The organism is Kaistia sp. 32K, from assembly GCF_016629525.1.
Lineage (GTDB): Bacteria > Pseudomonadota > Alphaproteobacteria > Rhizobiales > Kaistiaceae > Kaistia.
Map to the genome: position 1 here is coordinate 2713785 of NZ_AP024269.1, position 18518 is coordinate 2732302.

12 protein-coding genes and 1 riboswitch are annotated in these 18518 nt (G+C 67.9%); of the genes, 4 read left to right on the top strand and 8 right to left on the bottom strand.

Going from position 1 to position 18518, the window contains the following annotated elements:
- Positions 1–139 precede the first annotated feature (139 nt).
- On the top strand, positions 140–1972 hold the full coding sequence (locus K32_RS12475; RefSeq protein WP_201399853.1) for a heavy metal translocating P-type ATPase: 1833 nt from the start codon (positions 140–142) through the stop codon (positions 1970–1972).
- An 82-nt stretch (positions 1973–2054) separates the two neighbouring features.
- On the opposite strand, the gene metE is transcribed toward K32_RS12475, so the two are convergent.
- Complete coding sequence (metE, locus tag K32_RS12480; RefSeq protein WP_201399854.1) at positions 2055–4409, bottom strand: 5-methyltetrahydropteroyltriglutamate--homocysteine S-methyltransferase; 2355 nt, start codon at positions 4407–4409, stop codon at positions 2055–2057.
- Between the two features lie 105 nt (positions 4410–4514).
- Positions 4515–4739, bottom strand: a riboswitch (cobalamin riboswitch).
- Between the two features lie 70 nt (positions 4740–4809).
- The gene (locus tag K32_RS12485) at positions 4810–5160 is read right to left on the bottom strand and encodes an ArsC family reductase (RefSeq protein WP_201399855.1); all 351 of its coding nucleotides are present in this window, start codon (positions 5158–5160) and stop codon (positions 4810–4812) included.
- Between the two features lie 302 nt (positions 5161–5462).
- Between K32_RS12485 and K32_RS12490 the strand changes: the two genes are divergently transcribed.
- The 3 genes from K32_RS12490 to K32_RS12500 all read left to right on the top strand — a co-directional run bounded on the left by K32_RS12490 (position 5463) and on the right by K32_RS12500 (position 10209).
- Positions 5463–6920, top strand: a complete 1458-nt coding sequence (locus K32_RS12490; RefSeq protein ID WP_244669989.1) for an efflux transporter outer membrane subunit — start codon at positions 5463–5465, stop codon at positions 6918–6920.
- 93 nt (positions 6921–7013) lie between these two features.
- Positions 7014–8231 carry an efflux RND transporter periplasmic adaptor subunit gene (locus K32_RS12495; protein ID WP_201399857.1) on the top strand — a complete coding sequence of 406 codons (1218 nt, stop codon included), beginning with the start codon at positions 7014–7016 and terminating at the stop codon, positions 8229–8231.
- Positions 8232–8235: 4 nt separating this feature from the next.
- Complete coding sequence (locus K32_RS12500) at positions 8236–10209, top strand: MacB family efflux pump subunit (RefSeq protein WP_244669470.1); 1974 nt, start codon at positions 8236–8238, stop codon at positions 10207–10209.
- A gap of 16 nt (positions 10210–10225) precedes the next feature.
- Here the strand turns inward: K32_RS12500 and K32_RS12505 are convergent, their stop codons facing one another.
- The 6 genes from K32_RS12505 to K32_RS12530 form a co-directional block, all read right to left on the bottom strand.
- A complete protein-coding gene (locus K32_RS12505; RefSeq protein WP_201399858.1) occupies positions 10226–11425 on the bottom strand; it encodes a glycosyltransferase in 1200 nt (399 codons plus the stop codon).
- Between the two features lie 128 nt (positions 11426–11553).
- Complete coding sequence (locus K32_RS12510; protein ID WP_201399859.1) at positions 11554–13800, bottom strand: nucleoside-diphosphate sugar epimerase/dehydratase; 2247 nt, start codon at positions 13798–13800, stop codon at positions 11554–11556.
- Between the two features lie 224 nt (positions 13801–14024).
- Complete coding sequence (locus tag K32_RS12515; RefSeq protein ID WP_201399860.1) at positions 14025–14942, bottom strand: sulfotransferase; 918 nt, start codon at positions 14940–14942, stop codon at positions 14025–14027.
- Positions 14939–16138 carry a glycosyltransferase family 4 protein gene (locus K32_RS12520; RefSeq protein ID WP_201399861.1) on the bottom strand — a complete coding sequence of 400 codons (1200 nt, stop codon included), beginning with the start codon at positions 16136–16138 and terminating at the stop codon, positions 14939–14941. Before K32_RS12520 ends, K32_RS12515 begins: the two co-directional genes overlap by 4 nt.
- A gap of 166 nt (positions 16139–16304) precedes the next feature.
- The gene (locus K32_RS12525; protein ID WP_201404477.1) at positions 16305–17657 is read right to left on the bottom strand and encodes an oligosaccharide flippase family protein; all 1353 of its coding nucleotides are present in this window, start codon (positions 17655–17657) and stop codon (positions 16305–16307) included.
- Between the two features lie 115 nt (positions 17658–17772).
- Positions 17773–18516: an HAD family hydrolase gene (locus K32_RS12530; RefSeq protein ID WP_201399862.1), complete on the bottom strand. Its 744-nt coding sequence runs from the start codon at positions 18514–18516 to the stop codon at positions 17773–17775.
- Positions 18517–18518: the final 2 nt, after the last annotated feature.

The following is an 18518-nucleotide window of genomic DNA, read 5'->3' on the forward strand; positions in this document are numbered from 1 at the left end:
CAGTCGCCCCGCCCCCCATCGACAACGCGGAAGAAATGAGCTGGTGTGCCGGCGATCGACCTGCACGCCAGAGTCGGCCCCGGCGCGGCAGCGTCGGCGGCAACCGAGCATTCCGCTCCGGATGGGAAACGACCGAGACATGCAGCGCAGCCCGATCTGGTCCAGCAACATTGCGCTGCTCGCCGTGGCTCTCGGCGGGTTGACCGCCGGTATCCTGCTCTACCTCATCGGCGGCCGCGGGTCGGCCTCCTTCGTCTGGGGCCTCGCCACCTTTCCGGTGCTGCTGAGCCTGCTGGTCCAGATCGTCACCTCGCTCCGGCGCGGCGACGCCGGGCTCGACATCATCGCCGCGCTTTCGATGCTGGCAGCCCTCGTCTTCGGCGAGCCGCTCGCCGGCAATGTCGTCGCGCTGATGTATGCCGGCGGGCAATATCTGGAGAACTATGCCGAGCGCCGCGCCCGCCGCGAGATGACGGCCCTGCTCGGCCGCGTGGCGCGCACGGTGATGCGACACAATGGCGACGGCCTCGAGGAAGTGCCGATCGAGGACGTGACGCCCGGCGACCGGCTGCTGATCCGCCAGGGCGAGGTGCTTCCCGTCGACGGCACCATCGCCAGCGACAGCGCCGTCCTCGACACCTCGGCGCTGACGGGCGAATCCCTCCCCGTCACGCTCCAGCGCGACGACGAGGCCCTGAGCGGCACGACGGCGATCGGCGCGACGTTCGATCTCGTCGCGCTTCGTCCGGCGGCCGAAAGCGCCTATGCGGCGATCGTCCGCCTCGTCGAAGAGGCCGAGAGGACACGGGCGCCGGCCGTCCGCATGGCCGATCGCTACGCGCTGTGGTTCCTCGTGCTGACGCTCGCTCTCGCCGGCGGCGCCTGGATCTGGACCGGCGACCCGATCCGCGCGCTCGCCGTTCTGGTCGTGGCGACGCCCTGCCCGCTCATCGTCGCCGTCCCGGTCGCGATCATTTCCGGCATTTCGCGGGCGGCGAAGCTCGGCGTGCTGGTGAAGGGCGGCGGCGCGCTCGAGGCGCTTGGCCGCGCCCGCATCGCCGTGCTCGACAAGACCGGCACGCTGACGCGCGGCCATGCCGAACTCTCCGATATCTGGACCGCGCCGGGCTGGCAGCCGGACGAGATCCTCCGGCTCGCCGCCTCGCTCGACCAGGCGTCGACGCATGTCATGGCGGACGCCCTGATCCAGGCGGCGCAGGCGCGATCGCTGAAGCTGACGGCGCCGACCGACGTGCAGGAGACGGCCGGCGCCGGTCTCGTCGGCGTGATCGACAACCATGTCGTCGCCGTCGGCGGATCGGCCTTCGCGCGCAGCCATCTGAAGCCGAGCGCCGGGATCTGGAAGCCGGGCTTTCCCGGCAGCGCGGCGACGATCGACGTCGTCGTCGACGGCGCGCTCGCCGGCACGCTCGTCATGGCCGATCCGCTGCGCGCCGACGCGGCCACCGTCATTGAGCGCCTGCGCGCCGCCGGCATCGCGCGCATCGTTCTCGCCACCGGCGACCGCGCCGCCGTGGCCGAGCCGGTAGCCCGCCGGCTCGCGATCGACGAGCTGAAGGCCGATCTCACGCCGCAGGGCAAGGTTGACGTCGTCACCGCCGCCCGCGCGGCCGGACCGGTGATGATGGTCGGCGACGGCGTCAACGACGCGCCGGCGCTCGCCGCCGCCGATGTCGGCGTCGCCATGGGCGCGCGCGGCGCCGCCGCTTCGTCCGAGACCGCCGACGTCGTGCTGCTGGTCGACCGGATCGATCGCCTCGCCGACGCGATCGGCGTGGCGCATCGCTCGGCCCGCATCGCGCTGCAAAGCGTCGTCGCCGGCCTCGGCCTCTCGCTGATCGCGATGATCGTGGCGGCGCTCGGTTATCTGCCGCCGCTGCAGGGGGCGCTGCTGCAGGAAGCGATCGACGTCGCCGTGATCCTGAACGCGCTGAGAGCCTTGCGAGCCTGAGCCCGCAAGGCTTTGATCTGAATACATTTTCCAAAATGGCCGCGCCGGAACAATCCTCCGGCGCGGCCAGCTTGAGCCGGCCCTATTCGGCGGCCTCGGCGAAGCGCGAACGCAGCTCCTTCGCCGCCGCGACCATGTTGACGAGCGCCGGGCGCACCTCGTCCCACTTGCGGGTCTTGAGGCCGCAATCCGGATTGACCCAGATCTGCGAGACCGCCAGCCGTTCGGCCGCCTTGTCGAGCAGCTCCGTCATCTCCGCCACCGCCGGCACGCGCGGCGAATGGATGTCGTAGACGCCCGGGCCGATGTCGTTCGGATAGCGATCGCTGACGAAGGCTTCGAGCAGTTCCATCTTCGAGCGCGACGTCTCGATCGAGATCACGTCGGCATCCATCGCCGCGATGGCCTCGATGATGTCGTTGAACTCCGAGTAGCACATGTGAGTGTGGATCTGCGTCGCGTCGCCGACGCCGGAGGCGCAGAGCCGGAAGCTCTCGACTGCCCAGTCGAGATAGTGCCCCCATTCGCCGCGCCGGAGCGGCAGGCCCTCGCGGAGCGCCGCCTCGTCGATCTGGATCATCTGCGCGCCCGCCTTTTCCAAGTCCTGCACCTCGTCCCGAATGGCAAGCGCGATCTGGCGGCAGGCGACGCTGCGCGGAACGTCGTCGCGCACGAAGGACCAGTTCAGGATCGTCACCGGGCCGGTGAGCATCCCCTTCATCGGCTTCTCCGTGCAGGACTGGGCATAGCGCCACCACTCGACCGTCATCGGCTCCGGCCGCGACACGTCGCCGAACAGGATCGGCGGCCGGACATAGCGCGAGCCGTAGCTCTGCACCCAGCCGGACTTGGTGAAGGCGAAGCCTGACAGCTGCTCGCCGAAATACTGCACCATGTCGTTGCGCTCGAACTCGCCATGCACCAGCACGTCGAGGCCAATCTCTTCCTGCCAACGGATCGCGGCCTCGGTCTCCTGGCGCAGGAAGGCCTCGTAATCGGCCGGGGCCAGCACGCCCTTGGCATGCGCCGCCCGCGCCTTGCGGACCTCCGGCGTCTGCGGGAACGAGCCGATCGTCGTCGTCGGGAAAACAGGCAGGTCGAGGACCGACTGCTGCAGCGCGTGGCGATCCGCGAAGCCGCTTTGCCGCTGCGCGAGCTCGGCTGTCACCGCCGCCGTGCGCGCCGCGACCGCCGCATCGTGCACCTTGGGCGAGGTGGCGCGGGTCGTGGCCGCCAGCGCCGAGGCGCCGATCGCCTGCGCCACGCTCGCCCGTCCGCCGGCAAGCGCCCGGCCGAGCGTCGCCAGCTCGTCCATCTTCTGCACGGCGAAGGCGAGCCAGCTCTTCAGTTCGGGATCGAGACCGGTTTCCTGCTCCAGGTCGATCGGCACATGCAGCAGCGAGCAGGACGCCGCGATCTGGACATGATCCAGGCCGCGCCGCGCGACCACCGGCTCGAGCCGATCGAGCAGATCCGCGAGATTGGCGCGCCAGATGTTGCGGCCGTTGATGACCCCGAGCGAAAGGACGAGGCCGCTCGGCGCCTTCGCCAGAACGGCGTCCAGCTGCTCCGGCGCGCGGACGAGATCGACATGCAGACCGGCAATCGGCAGCTCGACGGCGGTATCGAGATTGTCGCCGAGCGCGCCGAAATAGGTCGTCAGCATCAGCTTCAGCCGGGGCTGCGCATAGGCGAACATGCCATAGGCGACGCGGAGCGCCTGACGGGTCGCGTCGTCGAGGTCGAGCACCAGGCAGGGCTCGTCGATCTGAACCCAGTCGGCGCCGTTGGCGGCGAGGCGGCGCAGGATCTCGACATAGACGGGAAGAAGCGCCGGAAGCAGCGTCAGCGGATCGAGGGTCGGATCCTGGCTCTTGCCGAGCTTCAGATAGCTGACCGGCCCGAGCAGAACGGGGCGGGTGTGGTAGCCGAGCGCCTTCGCCTCGAGGAATTCGTCGAGCGGCTTGGTCGAGGCGAGCGTGAAGCGCTGCCCGCTGGTGAATTCCGGCACCATGTAGTGATAATTGGTATCGAACCATTTCGTCATTTCGAGCGCCGGGACGCCCGACGCGTCGTGATGATGATGGCCGGCGCAGGCGGGATCCGGCGCATGACCCTGGCTGCCGCGCGCCATGGCGAAATAGGTGTCGAGCGGCACCTCGCCGCCCTTCCAGCCGTAGATCTCGGGGATCGCGCCGACCATGACGCTGGTATCGAGGACATGGTCGTAGAGCGAGAAATCGTTCGACGGGATGCTGGTGATCCCGAGCGCGTGCTGGCGCGCCCAGTTGGCCGCGCGCAGGCCGGCGGCGCTGGCGAGCAGGTCGTCGGCGCTCGACTGGCCGGACCAGTAACTTTCGAGCGCGGTCTTGAGCTCGCGGCGCGGACCGATCCGCGGCGTACCGAGCGTACTGACAGGAAGCGTGAGAGAAGACATCGGCTTAACCCCAAATGTTTGGGGGCAAAGGCCGAGCGGACGCATGCGGGAATCCCGGCGGCGAGAACCGGCGGGCGCAGGCGCACCACCGGGACACCCCGCCCAGGGACGTTATGAGGTCGAGGCAGGTCTCCTGGCTCGCGGGTCACCGCCCTGGTCCGGCCTTCCCGAAGCCTCGCGGCTTCAGTGGCAGAATTGGACCCGGGCTCGCCGCTCACAGTTGCGGGGGCAGCTCCGGCATTGCCACGCAGAAAAGAGTGACGCACCGGATTCCCTCTTAGCTCCGACGCCGCCAGAGCGGGCCGGAGAACCACGACGCCCCAGTCCTAGGCCCCGGCCCGAGGCCCGTCAAGCGCGATATAAAGATATCCTTATATCAGCATGCGCTCGTAACAGTGTGCTACTTGAACGCGGCCGCATAGACGTCCGGCTTGAAGCCTGCGAGCAGGCGGCCGTCGCCGAGATCGAGGATCGGGCGCTTGATCATCGAGGGCTGCGCCTGCATCAGGGCAATCGCCTTCGCCGCGTCGAGGTCCTGCTTGTCGGCGTCGTCGAGCTTGCGGAACGTCGTGCCGGCGCGGTTCAGCACGGTTTCCCAGCCCAGTTCGCCGACCCAGCGATCGAGATGCGCCCGATCGATGCCCTCGGCCTTGTAGTCGTGGAAGGCATAGGCGATGCCCTTCTCGTCCAGCCACGTCCGGGCCTTCTTCATCGTGTCGCAGTTCCTGATGCCGTAGATCGTCACCGTCACGCCGTCTCACTCCTTGCCTGCATGGCGACCCGTCCGGAGCGCCATCGATTCCCTTCCCGGATCATAGTGGCAGTCGCGGGATCTCCGCGAAGCCATCGAGCGGAAGTCGGGCTGCTTGCACAAAAGAGAGGTCGCAATCCGTGTGCGGCCATGCGCCCTGCCCGGCCGGCGTTGACCTGTCGTCCGCCCGCCGAATATAGCTAGCCTTCATTATAATTAATATGGATTCACACTTGCTCGCTCAAAGGCTTCCGGTCGCCGGGATCGCCGTCGCGCCGCGCTCCGGACCTTTACAGGGCGGGATCGCCGGCGCGCGCGCAAAACTGCCCCGCCTGGCGCTGTTGGTCGCGCTTGGCGCCGCGCTCGGCGGATGCGTGGTCGTCGGCCCGGACTATGAGAAGCCGTCCCTGAGCCTGCCGGCGAAATGGGGAAGCGCCACCTCGGCGAAGGCCTCGAAGCCGCCAGAACTCGCTCAATGGTGGAAACGCCTCGGCGATCCCATGCTCGACGGGCTGGTCGACGAGGCCGTCGCCGGCAATCTCGACGTCGCCAACGCCAAGGCGAAAGTGCGCGAGGCGCGCGCCAGCTACCGGCAGAGCGTCGGCGCGCTGTTCCCCGACGCCAATGGCAGCGGCGCGGCGACGCGGAGCAAGAGCTATGGCGATGTCTCCAGCCAGTTCCGCGCCGGGCTCGACGCCAGCTGGGAGCTGGATCTCTTCGGCGCCAACAAGCGCGGCGTCGAGGCGGCGCGCTACGGCATGGACGCGGCCGAGGAAGATCTGCGCGCCACGCTTTTGACGCTGATCGGCGACGTCGCCTCCAACTATGTTTCGGCGCGCGGCTACCAGGCCCGGATCGCACTGGCAAAGCGCACCGCCGCGTCGCAGCGCCAGACGGCGGCGATCACCCGCAACAAGTTCGAGGCGGGTGCTGCCACCGCCGCCGACGCCGCGACGGCGGCCGGCCAAGCGAGCAGCACGGAAGCCGGCATTCCCTCGCTGGAAACAGCCTATGCCCAGACGGTGCACCGCCTCTCCGTCCTGACCGGGCGGCCGCCCTCGGCGCTCGCCGAGCGGATGAAGAACCCGAAGCCCGTGCCCGCGCCGCGCCTGCCGATCCCGACCGGGATCCCAGCCGATATCCTGACGACGCGCCCCGACGTGCGCCTCGCCGAGGCGCAATATGCGCGCTCGACCGCCCGGATCGGCCAGGCCGAGGCGGCGCGCTATCCGAGCGCCAGCCTCACCGGCAACATCGCCACCAACGGCGTCAAGCTCGGCGATCTCGGCAAGAGCTCGACGATCAGCTGGTCGTTCGGCCCGACGCTTTCGGTCCCGATCTTCAACGGCGGCCAGCTGAAGGCGGCGGTCGACATCGCCGAGGCGCAGCGCGACCAGAGCTTCATCGCCTATCGCGCCAGCGTGCTGACGGCGCTCGAAGATGTCGAGAACGCCATCGTCGCGCTCGCCCAGGATCGCATCCGCTCCGGCAAGCTGGCATCGGCCGCCGCGTCCTACCGCGAGGCGAACCAGGTCGCCCAGGCGCTGTTCCAGTCGGGCTCGTCGAGCTTCCTCGACGTGCTGACGGCGGAGCGCTCGCTCTATTCCGCCTCGGACTCGCTGATCGAGAGCCGCGTCGCCATCGCCACCGACTATATCGCGCTCAACAAGGCGCTCGGCGGCGGCTGGAGCGGCGTGGTCGACAGCTCAAAACCCGAGATCGTCGACACCGGCACGGGCCCGCACCTTGCCCGGCGGTAGTCGCCCCGCCGCCACCCTTCCTTCCAACGCCGCCTGGCAGCGCGTCGCGCGCGCCGAACGCGTTGCCCTCCAGAGCTTCAGAAAACGGCCCGCATGAACAAGAAACCCCGCCGCCGGTCCCGCCTCCTCCTTCTCGTCATCGCGGTTCTCGTGCTGGCCGGGGCCGGCTACGCCTATCGCGCCAATTTCAGCCGCGCGCAGACCCCGCCGATGATGACGGCGCTCGTTTCGACCGGCACGGTCGAGGAAAGCGTGCTGGCGACCGGCACCCTGAAGCCGTCGAAGCTCGTCGCGGTCGGCGCGCAGGTCTCCGGCCGCGTGACGGCGCTCAAGGTCGAGCTCGGCCAGCAAGTGGCGAAGGGCGCCCTGATCGCCGAGATCGATTCCGTCACGCAGGAGAACGCTCTCCGCACCGCGCAGGCTTCGCTCGCCAACATCCGCGCCCAGCTCGTCGAGAAGCAGGCCTCGCTGCTCCTGGCCGAGCAGACGCTCGCCCGCCAGAAATCCATGCTGGAAAAGAACGCGGTATCGCGGGCGGATTTCGAGACGGCAGACGCCAACGTCAAGACGACGCGCGCCCAGATCGAGGCGCTTGACGCCAGGATCATCGAGGCCGAGGTCGCGGTTTCGACCGCCGAGGCCAATCTCGGCTACACGCAGATCACCGCGCCGATCGACGGCACCGTGCTCGCCATCGTCACCCAGGAAGGCCAGACGGTGAACGCGGCGCAATCCGCTCCGACCATCGTCATCATGGGCCAGCTCGAGGTCATGACGGTCAAGGCGGAGATCTCGGAAGCCGACATCGTCAAGGTGAAGGCCGGCCAGCCGATCTATTTCACCATCCTGAGCGATCCCGAGCGCCGCTATGAGACGACGCTCGACGCGATCGAGCCGGCGCCGGAATCGATCCGCAGCGACAGCAGCTTCAGCACGTCCTCGACGGCGGGCAGCTCCGCCTCGAGCTCGGCCGCGATCTACTACAACGGCATCTTCCACGTCCCGAACGACGACGGCCGGCTGCGCACCTACATGACGGCGCAGGTGCATATCGTGCTCGGCCGGGCCGAGGACGTCGTGGTCGTCCCGGCGGTCGCGCTCGGCCCCCGCAACGCCGACGGCACCTATACCGTGCGGGTGCTCGAGGGCGACAAGGTCGTCCCCCGCAAGGTCGAGATCGGGCTGAACGACAAGGTCATCGCCGAGGTCCGCTCCGGCCTGAACAAGGGCGACCGGGTCGTCACCGGCGAAGGATCGGACGCGTCGGCGGGCGGCGGGCGCCGCTTCCGCGGCGGGCCGATGGGATTCTGAGCCGATGCATGCCCCTCCGGCCGCCGAGCCCCTGATCCACCTGACCGCGCTCCGCCGCGAGTTCCCCTCGGGCGAAGAGACGATCGCCGTCCTGAAGGATGTCGATCTCTCGATCCGGGCCGGCGAGATGGTGGCGATCGTCGGCGCCTCGGGGTCGGGCAAGTCGACGCTGATGAACATTCTCGGCTGCCTCGACCGGCCGTCCTCCGGCAGCTACCGCATCTCCGGCCGCGAGACGTCCTCGCTGCAGCCGGACGAGCTGGCGGCGCTCCGCCGCGAGCATTTCGGCTTCATCTTCCAGCGCTATCACCTGCTGGCGGAGCTGACCGCGCTCGGCAATGTTGAGATCCCGGCCGTCTATGCCGGCCAGACGCCGCATGACCGCCAGGTAAGAGCCGCCGCGCTGCTGGGTCGCCTCGGCATGGCCGACCGCACCGACCATCGGCCCGGCCAGCTTTCCGGCGGCCAGCAGCAGCGCGTCTCGATCGCGCGCGCCCTGATGAACGGCGCCAACGTCATCCTCGCCGACGAGCCGACCGGCGCGCTCGACAAGCACAGCGGCGAGGAAGTGCTCCGCATCCTCGAAGAGCTGCATGCCGAGGGCAAGACCGTCATCATCGTCACGCACGACATGGCGGTGGCGGCGCGCGCCGAGCGGATCATCGAGATCAGCGACGGCGTCATCGTCTCCGATACGCGCAAGGCCCAGGACGACGCCCCGGCGCGCCGCGAAACCAGCCCGCCGGCCGACCGCAAGCGTCGCGGCTTCGGCGCCGTCCTCGACCGCGCCGGCGAAGCGCTGCGCATGGCGCTGCTGTCGATGCGCGCCCACAAGCTGCGCACTTTCCTGACGATGCTCGGCATCATCATCGGCATCGCCTCGGTGGTCAGCGTCGTCGCGCTCGGCGAAGGTTCCCGGCAGAAGGTGCTCGAAAACATCTCCGGTCTCGGAACCAACACGCTGGAGATCTTCGCCGGCAAGGATTTCGGCGACATGCGATCGGGCAAGATCACGACACTGGTCGTCGCGGATGCGACCGAGCTCTCCAAGCAGCCCTATGTCGCCGCCGTGACGCCGACGGTGTCGACCTCGAGCAGCGTCCGCTTCGGCTCGACCGAGGCGAGCGCGCTCGTCAACGGCGTCAGCGAGCAGTATTTCGCCGCCAAGGGCACGACGCTCGCCGCCGGACAGTTCTTCGACGCCGGCAGCGTCCGCTCGATGGCGCAGGACGTCGTCATCGACGAGAACACGCGCAAGGCGCTGTTTTCGGATTTTGACGGCAGCCCGGTCGGACAGGTCATCCTGATCGGCCAGGTGCCGGCCCGGATCGTCGGCGTCGCCAAGCCGCAGCAGGGCGGCTTCGGCTCCAGCCAGAACCTGTCGCTGTTCCTGCCCTACACCACCGTCCAGGCCCGTTTCCTCGGCAGCACGTCGCTGCGCAGCATCACCGTGCGGGTCAGCGATGACGTGGCGATGGACCTCGCCGAGAAGGCGGTCACGACCTTCCTGACCCAGCGCCACGGCACCAAGGACTTCTTCATCCTCAATACGGATGACATCCGCCAGACGATTACCGCCACTACCCAGACGCTCACCCTCTTAATCGCCTCGATCGCCGTCATCTCGCTGATCGTCGGCGGCATCGGCGTCATGAACATCATGCTGGTCTCGGTATCGGAACGGGTCTCGGAGATCGGCGTGCGCATGGCCGTCGGCGCCCGGCAGGGCGACATCCTGCAGCAATTCCTGATCGAGGCCGTCCTCGTCTGCCTGATCGGCGGACTGGTCGGCATCGGCACGGCACTCGGCTTCGGCGTGCTCTTCGGCGCGCTGAGTTCCAACTTCAGCCTGATCTATTCGACCACCTCAATCGTCGTCGCCTTCTTCTGCTCCAGCCTGATCGGGGTCGTGTTCGGCTATCTGCCGGCGAGAAGCGCCTCGCAGCTCGATCCGGTCGTCGCGCTTTCGAAGGGTTGAGTAAGGGAGGCGCCGGTCAGATCCGGAGCGGCGCCGGGGCGAACAGGCCGGCGCCGATCTCGCGATAGACCCGCTGCGCCGCCTGCACCGAATAGCCTGCGGCGATATCGGCAGCAGCCGTCTGCCCGAGCCGGCGCCGGCGCGCCTCGTCGCCTGCGAGCTGCCGAACGGCTTCCGAAAGCGCCTCGGGCCGACCGATGGGAACATGCACGGCGTTGACGTCGTCGGTGGAATAGTCGTTCAGCCCGCCGACCACGGTGGTGATCATCGGCAGGCCGACCATCATCGCCTCGGCCGCGACGAGGCAGAACCCCTCCTCCTCGCTGGTCTGCAGGAAGATGTCGTGCTGGAGCGCATCGCGCCACCATCGATCGACGAAGCCGGCGAGGCAGAGCCGCTCGGCGACATTGGCCGCCTCCGCCCTGGCGAGGATCGCCGCCCCGGCCGGGCCGGTGCCGAAGATCGTGCAGCGCGCGTCGATGCCGCGTGCCTTGAGCTCGGCCAGCGCGTCGATGGCGACGTCGAAGCGCTTGCGCCGGATCAACCGCCCGGCCATCACCAGTTGGACGACTCCATCGATCCGATAGTCGCGTTTCACCGGCGTAGAGGAGGCGATGAAGAGGGGCACGACCTTCTCGCGACGCGGGCGAGGCCAGGGATAGTGGCTGCGCGTCCGGCGGAGTGTCGTCGGGCAATCGGCCCAGACCTCGTCGACCCGAAACGACAGCGCCCGCAGGACGAAGCGATAGAGATGAACGGATGGCTGGCGTTCCAGCCGGGCGATATGCTCGAAGGCGACGCAGCGGACCCGGCGGTTGAACATCAGCACCGACCGGCCGACGATATTGGCCTGCTTCAGCGACAGGATGACAACCTTCGGCCGGACCCGGCGGATCAACCGGGCGAGCTCGACCACGCCGCGCAGCATCCCCGCCAGGGTAAGCCGGGCTCCGGGCGTGACTTCGACCAGCCTCTTTTCGCCGACGAGATCGACGATGCGCTGACGCAACACGCCATCGCCGCGGCTGAAGACGAAGACGATCAGGTTGCAGTCGCGCAGGAAGCCGTTTTCCAGGAGGGTCGCGAGACCATGCTCCGCGCCGCCCCGGGACAGCGTGTTGATGACGTAGATGACGGATCGCGATGCATCCGGTTCGGCCGGATCGTCTCGACTGGGTTCTGTCGCTGACGCGACGGGGAAGCGATCCCGAAACATGGCCTAACCGCGAAGGATGCAGGTCAAAGGATCAGTCCCCCACTATAGCAGCCTTTCCGGACCCGACCATCCGCCGCCCCCGGGTCGCAAGCGACCGCGACGTCTCCATCCTCATGCGCGCGATGCGATCATCGAACCACGGCTCGCGCGGCGCCAAGGGCGTCGGCCAGCGCCGCGATTTCCGGCGGGATCTCGACGAGATCGGGATGCGGAGCGGCGCTCCCCGCGGGCACCCGCGCCAACTCGGCCGCCGCGCCGGGCGGATCCTTCTCGGCGTGGAAATTGGGCAGGATGCCGCGAATGATCCCGAACAGGCCCTCGCAATCGCCCTGCTCGGCGAAATGGCGCAGCCGCCCGAAGGCATGGCGGAGCACGGGCAGCGGCACCGGCGTCGGCACGGCGCCGAGAACGCCGGGCACGGGTGGCGTCACCCGCCGCTCGGCTTCGTCGAAAAGCTCCTCGAACAGCTTCTCGCCCGGCCGGCATCCGACGATCTGGATCTTGACGTCCTGGTCGGGCGTGTAGCCCGCGAGGCGGATCATGCGCCGGGCGATGTCGACGATCTTGATCGGCTCCCCCATGTCGAGCACGAAGATCTCGCCCTGCCCGAGCTTCTTCTCCAGCCCGTAGGCGGAAGCCTGCAGCGTCAGTTCAACCGCCTCTCGGATCGTCATGAAGAAGCGCTTCATTTCGGGATGCGTGACCGTGAGCGGGCCGCCGCGCGCCAGCTGGTTCTTGAAGAGCGGGATCAGCGATCCGCTCGAGCCCAGCACATTGCCGAAGCGCACGGTCATGAAGCGCGGCGAGCCCTCTTCCCGCATGCCCTCGAGATCGAGCGCCTGGCAGAACAGTTCCGCCAGCCGCTTGGTCGCGCCCATGACGCTGGTCGAGTTCACGACCTTGTCGGTGGAAACCTGCACCATGCCGAGCGCGCCCCAGCGCTTGGCCGCCTGCGCCACGTTCATCGTCCCGCAGACATTGGTGAGCGCGCCCTCGCACGGATTGAGCTCCACCATGGGAACATGCTTCAGCGCCGCCGCATGGAACACCAGCTCGGGACGGTGGCGTCCGAACAGCTCGTTCACGCGCGCCGGATCGCGGACGTCGCAGAGATGGGCCGCGCGCGGCAGGTTGGGGAAGCGTTCGGCCAGCTCCAGATCGATCGAGTAGAGATTGAACTCGCAGCTGTCGACGACGAAGAGCCGCGAAGGGCCGAGCGCCGCGACCTGCCGCGTCAGCTCGCTGCCGATCGATCCGCCCGCCCCGGTCACCAGCACGCTGCGTCCGTAGATGAAGCGGCGCATGGCTTCCGTATCGAGGGCGATCTGCGGCCGCTCCAGCAGGTCCGTCAGCTCGATCGGCCTGAGCTCGAATTCGTTCGTGAGGCGCGGATTGCGCAGCTCTGTCACCGGATTGAGGCGCGATACCGCCAGGCCCCGGCGATCCGCCCGCTCGATCAGCTTTTCGGCGGCGGCCGCATCGAGCGAGGAGAGCGGCGCGGTGAAGATCAAATGCCGGGGGCGTTGGCCACGGGTTTCGAGGTCGGCCAGCACCGCCTCGAAATCCTCCATCGTGCCGAGAACAGGCACCCCCCGCAGCATCGTTCCGTCCTCGGCCGACGCGCTGTCGAGGAACCCGACGGGGAGATAGGAGGAGGTGCGATCGCGCTGCAGGGCGCGGAGATAGAGATCCGCCTCGTCGCCGGCGCCGACGAGCAGGACGGGAACCTGGGCATCGGAGGCGAGGACGGCGCCGCTTCGGAACGACGGCAGCAGGCTCTTCAGGTCCTGCTGGCGGAAGCAGAGCCGCGTCGCGGCCAGAAACGACACCAGCGTCATGACCTCGATGGCGATCGTCGAGCGCGGCACGAAGGCCAGGCGCGAATAGAAGAACAGGCAGGCCATCAGGATCAGCGAGGCGACAAACGTCGCGCGGACGAGGATCAGATAGTCGAGGATGGAGGCATATTTCCAGTTGCGCTTGTAGAGACCGGCGACGGGAAAGGTGACGATGCAGATCACGCCGAAGGCGATGGTCATGAACGCGAGCGCCTTCACCTGTTCCGGCGTGGCGATGACCTCGGAGGGCCCGAGCCGAAGGACGACCGCCAGGACGAGGGCGAGCCCCGCGAGGGCGAGATCGATGACATAGAGGCGCTTGTTGCGGAGGACGGACTTGACGATGGTGGCGGCCCTCGAGCGGACACGCCGATAGGCGAGGTTTTCCTTCAGGCGGTTGAACCGCCCCGCGACGACGTCGCGGATCCGATCCGGTCGGGCCAATGCACCGACTTCGCCATCGAGATTGGCTGCGCCATTTGCTGCGCCGATTAGGTTTGGAGGCAGGTCTCTAACGGCCAGCTTGTCCTCCACCATGATGAACCCCTCAAGCAATACTCGTGTAGTTGCTTAGAAAATGACGCAAACAACACCAGCGCCGCCAAATCACTTTGGAGGCGAAGATCAGCCGGATACTTGCTCAATGTTGAAGGCGATATATAATCGCGCCCAGCCACGCCGCGCCGAATACTATTCGGAATCGACAAGCCATCTTCAGATATGCGTCACGGCTTGTATAGGCGAGGAAACATAAGACAGCGTCAGGTAAACCCTGCCGTGGATTCGGTTTTTACGAAGTCACTTTGGCGTGGTTCGACCGAGGCGTTTCGCTGCGATCCAGCCAGAGACCCCGTGCCGCCGCGCAGCCAATCCGACAGGTCGCGGCCGATCAGGCGGCCGAGCGCCTCGACGTCGGGCGCATAGTAGTCAATCAGGCGCTCGCGCAAATCATCAGGCAACGGGCTGTAAACGATCTCCGCAGCCAAGGCGGAGTGCATGCGACGGAACAGCGGCGACTTGCGGAACGGCGCCACCATCGGCTTCACCGGGCCGAGAAGGCGGCGCAGCGCCGGGCTCAGCATCGGCGTCGTCTTGTCCTTCACCTTGCGCTGGACGAATTGCGCCGTCGCGTCGACCGGAAGGCCGAGAAAGGCCCGGACGGTCGCGAGTTGTTCTTCCGGCTGCGTCCGGATCGTCTCGTAGAACGTGACGAGAAGCTGCTCGGCCGGAAACAGGTCGTAGTAGACCGCGAGCTGACGGCCATAGAACCCGGCGCTCAGAAGGCGGGTGTCCTGCGGCCGGCGCGGATCGAGATAGCGCGCCACGTCGCGGCCGACCTCGCCGCGCCGGTACATCATGCAATAGTCCGAATAGGCGCGCTCGACCGGGGAGCGCAGCTGGGCCACCAGCCGCGCCCAGGGCAGCAATTGCGCGATGCGTTCGGCGGCGGTCCTCTCCTCGAGATAGGAATTCGACTTTTCGCCGATCCGATTGGGCGCCGCCGCGCCGCGGAATTGGTCGAGATACCACGCCTCCCCGCGACTGAACTCGCGGCTGAAATAGTGCAGCTCCGGGTCCGGCATGAAGACGGAGGGGTCGGCCTGCAGCGATCGCTGCAACCAGGTAGTGGCGCTCTTGGTGGCCCCGATGATGAGGAAATCGATGTCCTGCAATTTCATGGGATCGTTCTCCGGACAGCACCTGGCGACGTCTCGGGGGCCCGCCGGCACAGCGCCTGATAGATCGCCGTCAACCGGGCGACATGCGTCTCGACATTGTAGGTCGCATGGGCCCGGGCGCGGGCCGTTTCGACGATCCGGCGCCGATGGTCGGGATCGGTGAGCAGGCGGAAGATCGGCTCGACGAAGGCCTCCGGCTGCTCCAGCGGGACGAGGATGCCGTTGACGTCGTGCTCGATCGCTTCCGGATTGCCGCCATCCCGCGTCGCGACGACCGGCGTTCCCAGGAACATCGCCTCGATCAGCGTCCGGCCGAAGGGCTCGCGCACGGCGGGCACCAGCAATATGTCCATCGCCTGCATCCACGGCTCGACCGGCTGTCGGTAGCCCATCAGGCGGATGCGCCCTTCGATGCCCAGCGCGCTCGCACGCCCCAGCACCGCCTCGCCGAGCCTAGGCGCTTCCCGGCCGGGCACGCCGAAGAGCAGCCCCATGACGGGAATTTCCGGATGGCGGTCGACGAAGGCCGCGACGGCTTCGACGAAGCCGAGCGGCCGCTTGCGGTCGATCAGGAGCCCGAAATAGCCGAGGAAGGCCGTGTCAGAGGGGCAGCCGAGCTCGGCGATGAGCCTGGCCCGCGCGCCGGCCCGGTCTCCGGCATCCGTCGGCGGGTCGAAGGGGCTGTGCACGACCGAGAGCTTGTGGCCGACGCCGCGCACCGGACGCTCCGGCCGCGAGAAATGCGAGACGGTCACGATGTGGCCGGCCAGGAGCGGCGCCAGCCAGTTCGCGCCGCGTGCATCGGGATCACCGCGATGATGCCAGAGCTGGCGAGCGCCGGCGAGCCGCGCCGGCAAGGCCCAGATGGCGTGGCATCGCCCGTCATTGGTGTGGACGATGGCGACGCCATGCTGCCGCAGGAAGCGCGTCAGCGGGGCTAGTGCGCCCAGCGCGGGACCGATGGCCCGCAGCCCTCGCCCGTTGGCTCCCGGCCGCGCGCGCAACGGGGCTTCGACGAAGGGAATGCCGCGCTGCTTCACATAGGCGGCGACCGGGCCATCCGCGACGTGCAGCACGACGATCGGCCGAACCTGGCTCGGATTCAGCGCCTCGATCAGCCGGATCGCGGAGATGTGGCTACCGCCGACCTCGTCGCCGATGAACGGAAAGCAGACGACGATGGGATCCGCGCGCATCCAACCCTTCCATGACGCCTGAAGGCCGTCGCTCGCATGGGAACTCGGCCATGCGGGTTGCATCTCGGTACCGGCTTCGGCCCGAGGCCCGGATTGAGCCACGACGACAGACGCTTGGCAGGTCAGGAAAATCATCCCAGCCGATAGCCGTGCCGAGCGAGTGCCCTCACGCGGGTCTGGCCGTCACGGTCCCGCTCGGCGCGCCGGGGCTGTCGTCGACCGCCGCGATCGTCGGATGCAGCGCCTCCTTCGCGAGGGCCGATCGGTAGACGGCGATCAGCCCTGTCAGCATGACGGTCGCCATGACGACATGGGCGATGTTCGCCCCCATGGCGCCGATCAGCGGGATCACGGAGAAGGCCGTGATCTGGAAGGCGATCGCCGCCACGAAGACGATCTTCAGTACCGCCGGCTGCCGCCCCATCGAGAGCAGCGCGGTGCGCACCGCGCCGCCGCTCAGCAGCATGGCGACGGCGACCATCTGCACCATCGCCAGCGGCGCCGCGGCAGCGAATTGCGGTCCCGCGGTCCAATAGAGAAGCGGCCGGATGCCGAGGAAAGTCAGCGCCACCAGCATCAGCCCGAAGACGATCAGCAGGATTTCCATCTGCAGGACCGTGCTGCGGAACTCGCCGAGCGCGCGCCTGGCCCAGAGCCGCGCCACGTCGGGATAAAGCACCGCCTGCACCTGAACGCCGAGCTGCAGCACCAGCCGCCCCATGCGCTTGGCGACATGGTAGAGACCGGCGGCGGTCGGATCGGCGAGCATGCCGACGATCAGCGTGTCGAGCTCGTTGGCGCTCGACCGCACCGTCAGTTCGACATTGCTGCCGACCGTGAAGGACACGAGCCCCTTGAAGCGCGTCGTCACACCGCGCAGCGGCGCCCGCAAGAGATCGCCGACGCCCTGCCGGCGCAATTCGACAAAGGCCAGGAACAGAAGCGAAAGGGCCCCGACGATCTGCGTGACCGTCCAGACGATGACGAAGAAGAGCAGGTCCGCGCCCATCGCCAGGCCGATCGTGCACAGGGCCAGCCGGACGAGGCCGCCGACCAGCGTTCCGTAGGCGACGAGCCTGAAGCGCCCCGCCAGCCGGATCACAGCGGTCGGAAGGCCGTTGATCTGGAAGAGCAGCACCGTCGAATAGATCAGGACCTGCTTCAGCGCCGCGTCGCCGATGCCGAGCAACGGCCCGAACAGCAGCGCCAGCCCGATCGACACCAGATAAGCCATCGTCGCCGCCGACATGTCGACGAAAAGGCCGAATTTGAGCAGCGACCGGTAGTCGTCGCGATGCTCAGGCCCCTGCAGCTCCGCGCCATACTTGATCAGGGGCTGCCAGGACTGGAACGAGACCAGCCGCTCGACCGCCCGCGTGTAGCTGTAGGTCAGCGCAAGAATGCCGTAGTCGGTCGGGCCGAGGGCGCGCGCGGTGACGACGAAGGCCAGCATGCCGATGAGCGAGCCGAACAGGTTCCCGGTCAGCAGATGGCCGATGTTGAACAGGCGCGTGCGCAGCGCTCCCTTCACTTCCAGGAATTGCCGGGTGCGACGTCCAAGCTTTCGAACAATGACCGCCGATGTCACGGAGTGTTCCTCGAGCTGAAGGCGCGGAAGCTTTCAAGACAGCGAGCTACGAAACAGCTATTCGGCCGGAGGTATCAGTCGGGAAAGTCCTTACGGGGCCGCCGGCAGCCTCCAGCAGGCGTTCCAGGCAGTCGTCGAGTTCGTCGAGACTGGCGATGCGGCCATGCGCTTCATGCGCAGGATTCGGCGCCTCGACCCGATGGACACGCTCCGGACGCTCGATCTGCACGGTCCACCAACCGCGCGCGCGGGGCGTGACGAAGTCCTTCAGCGGATTGTCGGCGACATAGGCGAGCGGCAGGCCCGGTGGTGCCCAGGCCTCGACCCTCTCGAAGCCGAGCGGATGCGGCTTGCCCCGCCCCGGCCCCAGCGTATCGGTGCAGACGATACAGCCGAGCCTGGCTTCGAGGCCGAGCGCCCGCACCTTGGCCTGCTGCGTCGCCGCCGGGCCGTCGGTGATCAGAGCCATGGGAACGGAGCCATCCCGCCTCGCGAGATAGCGGACGGCATCGGGCGCGAGCTCGATCTTGGGATCGTGCGACCGGTAGATCGCCACCAGTTGCGCCAGCAGGGCCGGGTCGGGGCCGAGACCCAATCGAACGAGGGCCTCGTCGAACACGCGCCCCCTCACCCCGGCCTCGAAGAGATCGACGCAGACCTCGCCAAGTCCCGGCACGCCGACCTGCCGAAAAAGCCACTCGCCGGCCGCCGCAAAACCGCTGCGGCCAAAATCCCGCTCCAGATAGAGCGTGTCGTCGAGATCGAAGACGATCAGCACCGGTGTCGGCATCG